The following is an 11,244-nucleotide window of genomic DNA, read 5'->3' on the forward strand; positions in this document are numbered from 1 at the left end:
TCCTTGCCTTTGTTTTTGCCTTCCGCCGGAACGTGTTATCCAGGAGGTGTGCGGTAAGGGATCTCGGGGCTCCATCGCACGGACTCGGGAATGGCTCTCCGGCGCGCGCCGGAGTCAGCGAGCTGGGTGAGCTGCATGGATCCCACGCCCTCCTCATCGGCGGGTTCGCCGTTCGACGTGGTCAGCGGCGCCCTGACCGGCTACAGGCCCCGGGGCGGGACCACGCGGGCCACGGGCCAGGCAGCAGCGCAGAACAATCCCCCTTCCGGGCCAACCGCGGAAGACCCTTCGGAAGCGGGAGGCGGCGACCGCCCGGAAACCGGAGGCCAGGAACAGATCCTCGCTGTGGTCAGCCTCGACCGGGATCTCAAGATCACCAGCTGCAATCTGGATGCCGCTCCGTTCGCGGGAGTGAGCGCCGCGCCGGGGACCGATTTCGCCGCGCTGCTGCCGCCCGGGGACGTGGCGACGGTCACGCAGCGGCTGAGGAACGCCGTCGAGACGCGCGAGGCGCATGTCGCCCGGGTGCAGCGGCTGCGGAGGGACGACGGGACGGAACTCGTCGTCTCGATGAGCATCCTGCCGTCCGCGGAACGGCACGGCGGCTTGACCGTCTCACTGATCGCCATGGCCAAGCGGCTGCACCTCTACGCCTCGGCGACCGCGATCGGGACGTCCCTGGACATCGGCGAGACCGCGCAGTCCCTCGCCCAGTCCCTCCTTGCCTGGGGGGACGTCGCCGCCGTCGACCTCGACTTCGCCGTGTGGACGGGAGAGGCCGTCACCGAGCAGACGCATGAGCGCATCCGGCTGCGCCGGGCCGCCCTGGTGCCGGACCGGCCCTGGCCCAAGGGGTATCTGACGTGCGGCGACAACCTCCCCCGTGAGGCGAGCCGGCTGCTGGTCGGTGCGGTCACCCGTGACGACCTGCCGCAGGCCGTCGTCATCCCCGACCGGGAGGCGATCGAGCGGGTGCTCGGCGATCCTCGGCTGGTACGCGCCCTCGTACCCGGCAACCTGCCGGCGACCGTCGCGTGCATTCCGCTCGTGGTGGAGGGGCCGGAAGGCGCGGCGGGACCCATCGTGCTGGGCGTGACGGAGGTCTGGCGGCGGCCCGAGCGGCCCTTCCGCGACAGCGAGCTGTTCGACCTCCAGGAACTCGTGGCCAAGACCGCGCGCCACGTGGACCTGGCCCGCCAGCACCAACGCGAGCACGCGCAGGTTCTCGCACTGCAGCGCCGGCTGCTGCCGCGGGCCGGCAGCGACACCATCGAGGTCGCCAGCGTCTATCTGCCCACCACTCCGGACAGCGCGGGCGTCGGCGGTGACTGGGTGAACAGCTTTCCACTGCCGGGCGACCGGACCGCACTCGTGGTCGGTGACGTCGTGGGGCACGGCCTGGGGGCCGCGGCGACCATGGGCCAGCTGAGCATGGAGGCCCGCGCGCTGCTGTCCGCGGGGCTGGGTCCCGGGGAGGTGCTGGAGCGTCTGGACGAGACGGTCACGCTGCTGGACGACACGGACGCGGGCCTGGCGGCCGGGTACAGCGCGCTGGGCTCGACATGCTGCATCGCGGTCTACGATCCCGTCGACCACCGGGTCACGCTGTCCAACGCGGGTCATCTGCCCCCGGTCCTCGTTCACCCCGACGGGTCCGCCGCGACCATCACGGCGCAGCCGCACCCGGGCCTGGGCACCGGATTCGCCGTGCGGGAGCCGTTCGACGTGCAGGAGTTCAGCGCGCCGCCCGGCTCGCTCCTCGCTCTGTACACCGACGGTCTGGTGGAGGAGCAGGCGTCCTCCATCGACAACGGGATCGACCGGCTGACGGACCTGGTGCGTGATGTGCACCCCTGGGACGATCTGCAGGCGACCGCGCGTCGTGTGGTCGGCGAACTGGCCCCGCAGGGGCGCCTGCGCGACGACGTGACGCTGCTGCTCGCGCGTATGACCGGCCGTCGCAGCCGGGACACCGCGACCTGGCAGCTGCCGGCGCACGACGACACCGCCGCGCGCGCCCGAAGCCTCGCCTCGTCCCTCCTACGGCGATGGCGCACCAGTGACCAGGCCCAGGAGAGGGTGCTGCTGGTGATCAGCGAACTGGTCACCAACGCCGTCCTGTTCGGCACCGGGCCCGTCACCGTGCGGCTGGTGAAGGCGGGGGACCATCTGACGTGCGAGGTCGGCGACACCGGCAACGGCCGACCGCGGCTGCGTCACAGCGACGTACTCGACGACAGCGGGCGCGGCCTGTACGTCATGCACAAGCTGACCACCCGCTGGGGCGTGCGCTGGACCAACACCGGCAAGGCCGTGTGGGCGGAACTGGACCTGTAGTTCGCTTGTCGAGCCGAGGCGCGCGATCAAGCGAAGCTCAAAGCCACTCCCCCTCCACGGCCGTGGCGGTCAGCCCGGGCGCGGCCGCGTACAGCACCGTGTGGCTGCCGGTCTTCTGTCCGGCGTCGTGCGCGCGCCGCAGGATGTCGAGTACGGCCGCGCCGCCGCGGTTGCCGGTGGTGTAGCTGTCGCGGCTGTACTCCAGGAGCCCGGTCGGCCAGTCGTCGGGCATGGTCTGTTCCATGTACTCCATCACCCGGGTTCCGCCGGGGTGGGCGAGCAGCAGATCGGGATGCCAGGCCTGCTTGTCGTTCTCGTGGCGGGTGCGCAGCCACTCCCACATCGCGGTGACGGTCTCCTGCACGGCGCGCGGCCCGCGGCGGTCCATCACGAAGTGCGTGCCGTCGGCCCGGGTGTCGAGCCAGTGCAGGTCCGAGGTCTTGGGCAGGGTGTGGTGCCAGGCGGCGTCCAGCCGCAGAATCGATTCTGTCCTGGGGCGGCCGGTCACCACCGCGGCAACCGCCGTGTCCGCGAACAGCAGCCGCACGATGAGGGACTCCAGGGTGTCGTCGGCTGGCTGGTAGGTGGTGCTGAGCGCCTCCGACACGACCACCAGCACCACCCGGTCGGGGTCCGCGGCGACGAGGTCGGCGGCAAGCGCCAGCGATCGGGTTCCGGCGATGCAGGCCCACTGGCTGGCCGGCAGCAGCAGTGCGTCGCTGCGCAGCGGAAGGCGGTTGAACAGGGACAGGTCCAGGCCCGGCAGGGCCGGGGTCGTGGAGTGACTGGTGATCAGGCAGTCGACGTCGGCGGCGTCAAGGCCGGCGATCTCCAGGGCCTCGCGGGCCGCGCGCTCCGCGTAGTTCTGCACGGCAGCCCAGGCCGGAGCGGTGCGCTCCTGGATGGTCTGCGGCGCCGGTATCGCATCCAGTGCGGCGATCGCGCGGTCCACCTCGTCCTCGTCGAAGCCGTCGCGGGTGAGTGCCTCACGGGCCGCGTCGGCGCCCGGAGTTCGCAGTCCGCTTCCGCCACTGGGGGCGACGGCCGTCTCCAGCGGCAGCATCCATCCGCGGGCGGTGATGCCCGTACTCGCGGCGATGCCGTCGATCCGCGGCAGCCAGGGGGCCTGCGGATGGCGACTGCGCACCTCCGCCAGGATCTGGTCGGTCTGTATGGAATGTTCGCCGTGCATCACGGCGGGAGGACACAGATAGGCGCCCACGATTACGCCCCTTTCTCAGCGAATCCTGACAAAACCCTGACGGCACGAAGTGGCCTGAACCTGCCCAAATCGGCAGACTGGGGTCAAGACGCCGTAGTGGCACTCTACTTCGCGCCGTTCGCGGATTGGCTGAAACCTGGGAGCGGGGATGCCCGGCTTGGACGGTTTCCTTCCCAGCCGCCGGCGGTTTCCTTCCCAGCCGCCGGCGGTTTCCTTCCCAGCCGCCGGCGGTTTCCTTCCTAGCGGTTGACGGACCGCATCCCGGCCTCGTCGTAACGCTCCCCCGCCGCCTGCGGCAGCTCCGCGTCGATGCGGGCCAAGTCGTCCTTGCTCAGCGTGATGTCGACGGCCCCGACGTTCTGCTCCAGGTAGGTGCGGCGCTTGGTGCCCGGGATCGGGACCAGGTGCTCGCCCTGGGCCAGCACCCAGGCGATGGCCAACTGCGCCGGGGTGACGTCCTTCTCGGCGGCGATCTCCTTGACCTTCGCCGCGAGCCGCAGGTTGGCGTCCAGGTTGGCGTCCTGGAACCGCGGGTTCTGGCGGCGCCAGTCGTTGGCGTCCAGGTCGTCGGGCGAGGTGAACCGGCCGGCGAGGAAGCCGCGACCGAGCGGCGAGTACGGCACGAAGCCGATGCCCAGCTCCCGGCACGCGGGCAGCACCTCGGCCTCCACATCCCTGGACCACAGCGAGTACTCGCTCTGCACGGCGGTGATCGGATGCACGGCGTGGGCACGCCGGATGGTCTCCGCGCTCGCCTCGCTCAGTCCGATGTGGCGCACGGTGCCCGCCTCGACCAGTTCGGCCAGCGCGCCCACGGTCTCCTCGATGGGCACGTTCGGGTCGACGCGGTGCTGGTAGTACAGGTCGATGTAATCGGTCCCCAGACGCTGCAGGGAGCCGTGGACCGAGCTGCGGACGTGCTCGGCGGAACCGTCCTGCGGACCGACCGTGCTGCCGTCGCCGGGTACGGCGTTGTCCATCCGGTAGTTGAACTTCGTCGCGATCACGTACTCGTCGCGGTGCCCCCGGATCGCCTCGCCGACGAGCGACTCGTTGGTGAGCGGCCCGTACATCTGCGCGGTGTCGAGGAAGTCGATGCCGAGGTCGAGGGCGCGGCGGATGGTGGCGATTCCCTCGTCCTGGTCGGCGGTGCCGTAGAAGGCGGACATGCCCATGCATCCGAGGCCGATGGCCGATACGTGGAGATCCCGCAGACTGCGCTTCTGCATCTGGTGTCCCAGCCTTTCTGCACGCTCTCGCGTCGTCCGGACGGCGGGGCCTCGTGCGCCCCGCCGTCTGCGACGCTACGACCTGGAGCGCGCTCGAGTGCAAGCCCGGCCGGCGGGCGTGTTCAGCTCTGGCACTGCTTCGTCGCGGCGGGAGACCAGCCGCTCCAGGCGGCACCGTCGGCCCGGGCGTGGACGCGGATCTCGACCCTCACGGGCGCGCAGACACGCGTGGTACTGCCCACTTCGACCGGGCCGACCTCCTGCCCGGGCGCGACATACGAGCGGCCCGTGCCCACCTTCGCCCAGGAGCCGCCGTCGGGGCGCGAGAACGCCTCGTAGGTGATGTTCACTCCCCTGGAGCCGGTGTTGCGCGCCTTGATGTACGCGGAGATCTCCCTCGTCGGGAGGCGGCCCACCGATCCGCGCTCCGCGCTGATGCATCCGTTGATGGCCACGCGGCCGGTCGACACGCCTCCGCCACACGCGATTCCTGCTGCGTGAGCGTTGGTCGGCATGGTCAGTGCGGTGAGCGCGGCTGCGCTCAGGACCATTGCGGTGCGCCTGAATTGCAAGGCCTGTCTCCTCTGCGAGTTCCTGCGGTTCGAGGAGACGATGGCTCACCCACGGTGACGAGGCACGCAACGTCGCCCATTTCTCACCCAAATGGGCAAGTTCGGGTGGTTGGTAGCGGTGAAACGCGCGGGTCCGCCGGGTCGGTGCGACCCGGCGGACCCACCGTTCAGGGGTTCAACGGTCGTTCGGCGTCCGTGCCGCCGGATCGGCTACCAGCCGACGGCGACCAGGAGCCATTGCGGGTCGGCGTGGGAGATGAAGGAGGATCGGCCCGCCACGTCGTCGTAGGGGAATCCGTAGGCGAGGTTGTTGATGGCGTTGTCGTGCCAGAACTTGGCGTAGTAGTTCGCCGGTGCCGCCTTGTAGAACTGGGCCGGGTCGGACTGCTGGGAGGCCGGCAGTGTGGCGACGTGGCGGTTGAGGGCGGCGCACATATTGGGGTTGCCCGCCAGGGAGGCGGCGCAGCCGAAGATGTCGGAGGTGGCCGCGTTGACGCCAACGGACTGGGCGTAGGCGGTGAAGTAGTTCGCGTTGGCGCCGCCCGCGCGGAAGCTCGGGTCGCTGCCGGGCGCGATGATGCGGTACGGGGCCTGGGTCTGGGCCAGCACCTTGAACTCGTTCGGTACGGCGTCGGTGAAGCGCTGGAAGGTGGTGGCGCGGTCCTCGGCGAACGTCTGCCGGTTCTCGCCGACCTCGACGTCGTAGCCGTCCTTGCTGTGCAGGCGCATGGCCAGCTTCAGGCCGAAGGCGTCCACGCGGGTGGTGTTGCCGTTGAAGACGTTGTTGCCGACCGTGAACTCGATGAAGTCGTAGTAGGGGCCGTTGGGCGAGCCCAGGTAGAAGTACATGCGGCCCGCGGAGTTGGCGGGCATGTCGAGGTAGGGCTGCTCGGCGATGGAGTGCGTCTGGCCGTTGAAGCTCCAGTACACCTGACTGTCGGGGTACTTGCCGTTGGTGCGGTTGAGGATCTTCACCTCGACGGCGTTGTGGGCCGCGGGTATGTCGCTGGTGCTGCCCCAGAAGTCGTCGGGCGGGGCGGAGGTGCCGCCGGGGCCGTAGACCTGGAACTCCCACAGGGAGTAGCCGTACGGGGTGGCCCGCGCGGTGCCGTAGACGCGGACGTAGCGGCCGCTGCCGGAGATGGTGATGTTCTGGGTTCCGCCGGTGGCGCTGGTGGTGGAGTGGACGGTGGTCCAGGTGTTGGCGTCGGTGGAGGTCTGGATCTGGAAGGCGGTCGCGTAGGCGGCCTCCCAGTTCAGCGTGACGCGGCTGAGCTGCTGGACGGATCCGAGGTCGATCCGGATCCACTGCGGGTCGGAGAAGGCCGAGGACCAGCGGGTGCCGGTGTTTCCGTCGACCGCCGCGCTCGCGGGGAAGGTGCCGTTCTCGGTCGAGGAGGCGGTGGCGGGTCTGCCCTGGGAGAGCAGCTGGTCGGCCGCGTGCGCGGGCGAGGGTGCGAGGACGGCGAAGAAGGCGGCGATCAGGACGACGACCAGGCCGAGAGCCGCGTGCGAGCGCGCGGCGCCGGCCGGTGGTCTGCGGGTGGGTGCGCCGACAACACTCTGCATGGGGGTCTCCTCAGGCCGGTTCGGCGTGCGTGGGGGTGGAGCAACAGCAGAACAGAGAGCGCTCTCTGGGGTTGTAGTCCCACCGCTGCCTGGCGTCAACAACTGAAGCCAAAATCAAGTGCGTTGCACTCTGCTCCTACATCCCTTGACGCATCCGGTACGGACCTGACGGCGCCGTCAGGCCGATGCGCGCACCACGAGTTCGGGCTCGAAGACGACCGCTGTGGGGTCGGTGCGTACGCCGTCGATGTGCTCGTCGAGCAGGCGGGCCATCCGGGCCGCCATCTCCTCGACCGGCTGGCGGACGGTGGTCAGCGGGGGGCGGCAGGTGACGGCGATGCTGGAGTCGTCGAAGCCGACGACCGCGACGTCCTCGGGCACCCGGCGGCCGCGTTCGCGCAGCACCTGGCAGGCGCCCTGCGCCATGAGGTCGTTGGCGGCGAACACCCCGTCCGTTTCGGGATGGCGGTCCAGGAGATCCGCCATGGCCGTGATGCCGCTGTCGAGGGTGAAGCCGCCCTCGGCGACCGGGACGTAGGGGTGGCCGTGGCGGGCGAGCGTGTCGCGGAATCCGGCCAGCCGCTCCTGGCTCGCCGCGACGTCCAACGGGCCGCTGATGGTGCCGAGTCGGCGGCACCCGCGGGCGAGCAGATGCTCGGCGGCGAGGTGCGCTCCGTCCCGGTGCGCGAGGTCGACATAGCTGAGCGGCACCGGGCGGGAGGGGCGGGCGAAGAGCACCGCGGGGAGCCGGGCGTCGGCGAGGAGGGCGGGCAGCGGGTCGTCGGCGTGGGTGGAGACCACCAGGGCGCCGTCGGCACGCCCCTGCCGCAGATAGGTCAGCACCTCCTCCCGAGCCTCGGCGGACTCGGCGAACATCAGGACCGGGTGCAGGGAACGGGGGCGCAGGAAGCCGACGATGCCGCCGACCACCCGCCCGAAGAAGGGGTCCGCGAACACCCGCGCGGCGAAGGCGTTCTGGCCGGCGTCCGAGGTGTCGCCCGCGCCGGACACCACCAGGGCGACGGTCTCGGTCCGCCGGGTCACCAGCGAACGGGCGGCCCGGTTGGGCGCGTAACCCGTCCGCTCGATGGCACGGCGGACCAGTTCCTGTATCTGGGGATCCACATTGCGGATGCCGTTGACGACCCGGGACACGGTCGCCCGGGAGACACCGGCCTCCCGGGCGACGTCCTCAAGCGTCGGGGCCCGTCTGCTCATGCAGGCACCCTAACCGACCTGCGGATCACGCAATAGAGCGCTCTCCCGGCATGGCGTGCCGGGCCGGGTGCCGTCAGGAGTAGACGCCGAACTCGTAGAGCGAATATCCGTAACCGGTGCCCCGCGCCGTGCCGTTGACCCGTACGTACCGGCCTGTTCCGGTGACGTCGAAGTCATCGATGCCGCCGTTGCCGTCCGTCACGGTGTGCACGGTCTGCCAGTTCTGGCCGTCGTCGGAGGTCTGGACGGTGTACGCCTTCGCGTACGACGTCTCCCAGAACAGCTGGACGTGCCGGAACGTGGTGCGGGTGCCGAGGTCGACCTGGAGCCACTGGGGGTCGCTCCAGTCGCTGGCCCAGCGGGTGGCCGGGTTCCCGTCGACCGCGTTGGCGGCGGTGCACGGGCAGTCGCCGTAACTGGGCTGGAACGACGAGGCCGTTGCCGGTTTGCCCTGTGCCAGGTTGGTGCCGGACGGCACGGGTGGCACGACGCGGACCGAACGGGTCTCGACGCCGACGTTGCCGTGGCCGTCGGTCGCCTTGACGTAGACCTTCCAGACGCCAGGGCGGTCGGGTGCGGTGACCTTCAGCCGGCCGCCGCCGAGGTCGGTGAAGGGCAGCGAGGCCAGGTTCTTGCTCTGGTCGATGTACATGCTGTTGTCGAGGACCTCGTAGGAGATCGCGTCGCCGTCGGGGTCGGTGGCCTTGACGTCCAGCACGAGATCATGTTTCGCCTGCACCTTGCCCGCGTCGCCCTCCACGCTCAGGTCGGAGATGACGGGCGGGGTGTTGTCGTGCGAGGTGTCGCCGCCGTAGGCCTTCTTCACGGCGTAGTACGACAGGCGTTTCTGGCCCGCGGGCAGCAGGTTGAACCAGATGCCGCCGAAGTCGTATTCGGTGCCGTAGTGGAACATGGTGGCCCCCAGCGCGACGCCCTTGTGGCCGGTGATGCAGCCCCACGCGTGTGTGTAGCCGTCGGCCTTGGCCCGGTCGGAGGGTTCGAGGGGCACGCCGTTGGCGTCGTCGGGGACCTCCCACTCCCCCGCCGGTCCGGTCTCGGTGACGATGTAGGGCTTGGTGTAACCCCCTTGCTCCCAGGCGGACTTGACGTCGCAGACGCCGTTGTAGGAGTTCACGGCGTACAGGTCGAGGTCCGGCGCGTTCTTCTTGTAGTACGGCCACGCGCCTACCCAGGCGTCGGTCGAGGTGACCGGGTGGTTGGGGTCGACGGCGTGGATCTTCTTGGTGATGTCGTTGACGAGGGTGGTGTAGGCGTCGCGCTGCCGCTCCAACTCGTCGCCGCTGAAGCAGTTCTGCAGCCCGAGCACCGACTCGTTGCCGACGTCCCACATGAGCACGCCGGGGTTGTCCTTGTACGTCTGGACCCACTTGGGGAACTCGTCGAGCATTTGGTTCTTGTACGCGGTGTCGGTCACGTAGTTGACGCAGCCGCCGCTGCCGGGGCCGCCGCCGGGCTGGAGCCAGAAGCCGGCGACGACCTTGATGCCGTGGGCGGCGGCCGAGTCGAACAGCGGCTTGCTGGTGGCGTCGGTGCCCCAGGTGCGGATCGTGTTGACGCCCATGGACTGCAGGTCGGGCATGTACTTCTCGGCATCCGCGACGCTCGGGCCCCAGGTCAGGCCCTTGACCTGGTACGGCTGCCCGTCCACCGTCAGCTGCCAGTTGCCCTGGCTGCCGGTGACCTTGACGACGCTGCCGGCCGCGTGGGCCTGGGCGGCGGGCAGTGCGGTGAGCAGGCCGACGGCCAGGACACCGGCGGTGAGGGGTGCCGCTGCGCGGCGTCTGCGGGTGCGGGGTCGTGGGGTCATCGCCGTTTCTCCTCAGGGGAGTTCATAGTTCTCGTCGAGTGCGGCGCCCGCCTCGGGGTGGGTCTCGTCGTAGCCGCGCGCGTCGCACTGCAGCCCGCCGACGACGCAGTGGTCGACCAGTGCCTTGAGCGTGGCGTCGTCCCAGGCGTTGAAGAAGTCGTAGTGGAAGCTGTGGCCCGTGCCGCTGGCGAGGCGCACCTTCGACATGTCCCCGTTGACCGGGAAGGCCATCTTGAACTCGATCATCGGCAGGGCGACCGGGTGGTCGGCCGGGCAGATGTTGTCGTTCGTGCCGGGCTTGACCACGGGGTAGGCCATGTGGCTCTTGTGGTCGGGGGTGTCGAGGTACTTGCCGTCCCAGCAACTGGGCGCCTGGAAGCGGATGTTGAGCTGGACGTCGGCGCGGTCGGGGCAGGTGGCGGGGAACTCGGTGTTGAAGTAGCTGTCCCCGCACTCCCAGCCCTCGACGAAGCCGGGGTGGTTGCGGAACTCGTCGGCGCTCTGCATCGGGTTGGCGACGACGAACCGCAGGCCCTTGGGGAAGGGCCGGACGCTGGTGTAGTCGGTGACGCCGGCCTTGTAGTAGATGACCTGCGGGCCGACGGGGAGGATCTGCTGGTCGCCGTTGTAGAGGGTGGGCATCCAGTAGCCGGACAGGTCGCCGGGCGCCTTGCAGGTGGTGCCGCCGGCCTCCAGTGAGGCGGTGGTGCTGAAGGCGTCGGTCGTCGTGTTGCCCATGAACGTGTGGTCGTGGGACTTGCCGGGCTGCTGCGGATAGACGATGGGGTCGTCCGGCTTGGTGTGGGTGACCGAGCAGTTGGCCTGGAACTCGTGGAAGTAGCGGTGGGGCGGGTCCTGCGTGGACGGCGTCACGCCGGTGACCGGCGGGTTCGCGGGGATGTAGCCGTCGCCGTCCGGGTCCTCCGGGGAGCCGGCGGTGGACGCCGCCATCGCGTGACCGGAGTGGGTGGCGGCGAAGGACTGCGCGGCGGAGCTGTGCGCTGCGGGCGGTCCGGCGCTGGTGGCCACGCCGCCGATTCCGATCGAGGTCAGTAGGAGCGCGCTGGTGATCAGTGTGGCTGACAGGCCTTTCGATCTCCCGGACATGGAGACCTCCTCCTGAACGGTGGGGGTTGGAGAGACCGCGCTCCGGAACGGGAGAGCGCTCTCCCGCCGAGGAGTGTTGAGTGCATGTCATCAAGATGTCAAGCGATCCGGCAGAAGTGGACCAGGAAAGATTTCAACTTCCGAAGGCTTGCCGAGAGTTGG

8 protein-coding genes are annotated in these 11,244 nt (G+C 69.9%); 1 reads left to right on the forward strand and 7 read right to left on the reverse strand.

All coding sequences use genetic code 11. The features are described from left to right. Window positions 1-135 precede the first annotated feature (135 nt). Window positions 136-2,337 carry a SpoIIE family protein phosphatase gene (locus tag JYK17_RS13155; RefSeq protein ID WP_108014191.1) on the forward strand — a complete coding sequence of 734 codons (2,202 nt, stop codon included), beginning with the start codon at window positions 136-138 and terminating at the stop codon, window positions 2,335-2,337. A gap of 37 nt (window positions 2,338-2,374) precedes the next feature. Here JYK17_RS13155 and JYK17_RS13160 read toward each other — a convergent pair whose 3' ends face one another. From JYK17_RS13160 to JYK17_RS13190, 7 genes are all read right to left on the reverse strand, one after another. Beyond that, window positions 2,375-3,559 (reverse strand): beta-ketoacyl-[acyl-carrier-protein] synthase family protein, encoded by a 1,185-nt coding sequence (locus JYK17_RS13160; RefSeq protein WP_108014192.1) that lies wholly within the window; start codon window positions 3,557-3,559, stop codon window positions 2,375-2,377. Between the two features lie 239 nt (window positions 3,560-3,798). Beyond that, the gene (locus tag JYK17_RS13165) at window positions 3,799-4,788 is read right to left on the reverse strand and encodes an aldo/keto reductase (RefSeq protein WP_108014193.1); all 990 of its coding nucleotides are present in this window, start codon (window positions 4,786-4,788) and stop codon (window positions 3,799-3,801) included. A 122-nt stretch (window positions 4,789-4,910) separates the two neighbouring features. After that, entirely contained in the window at window positions 4,911-5,258 is a 348-nt protein-coding gene (locus JYK17_RS13170) for a hypothetical protein (protein ID WP_234548353.1), read from the reverse strand. A 312-nt stretch (window positions 5,259-5,570) separates the two neighbouring features. After that, on the reverse strand, window positions 5,571-6,929 hold the full coding sequence (locus JYK17_RS13175; RefSeq protein ID WP_108014195.1) for a beta-1,3-glucanase family protein: 1,359 nt from the start codon (window positions 6,927-6,929) through the stop codon (window positions 5,571-5,573). A 177-nt stretch (window positions 6,930-7,106) separates the two neighbouring features. Then, window positions 7,107-8,147, reverse strand: a complete 1,041-nt coding sequence (locus JYK17_RS13180) for a LacI family DNA-binding transcriptional regulator (RefSeq protein WP_222810421.1) — start codon at window positions 8,145-8,147, stop codon at window positions 7,107-7,109. A gap of 73 nt (window positions 8,148-8,220) precedes the next feature. Beyond that, window positions 8,221-9,975, reverse strand: a complete 1,755-nt coding sequence (locus JYK17_RS13185) for a discoidin domain-containing protein (protein ID WP_222810422.1) — start codon at window positions 9,973-9,975, stop codon at window positions 8,221-8,223. Window positions 9,976-9,987: 12 nt separating this feature from the next. Further along, window positions 9,988-11,082: a DUF1996 domain-containing protein gene (locus tag JYK17_RS13190; RefSeq protein WP_108014198.1), complete on the reverse strand. Its 1,095-nt coding sequence runs from the start codon at window positions 11,080-11,082 to the stop codon at window positions 9,988-9,990. Between the last annotated feature and the right edge of the window lie 162 nt (window positions 11,083-11,244).

Origin of the sequence: Streptomyces plumbidurans (genome assembly GCF_019857225.1) — a bacterium.
GTDB classification, from domain to species: Bacteria; Actinomycetota; Actinomycetes; order Streptomycetales; family Streptomycetaceae; genus Streptomyces; species Streptomyces plumbidurans.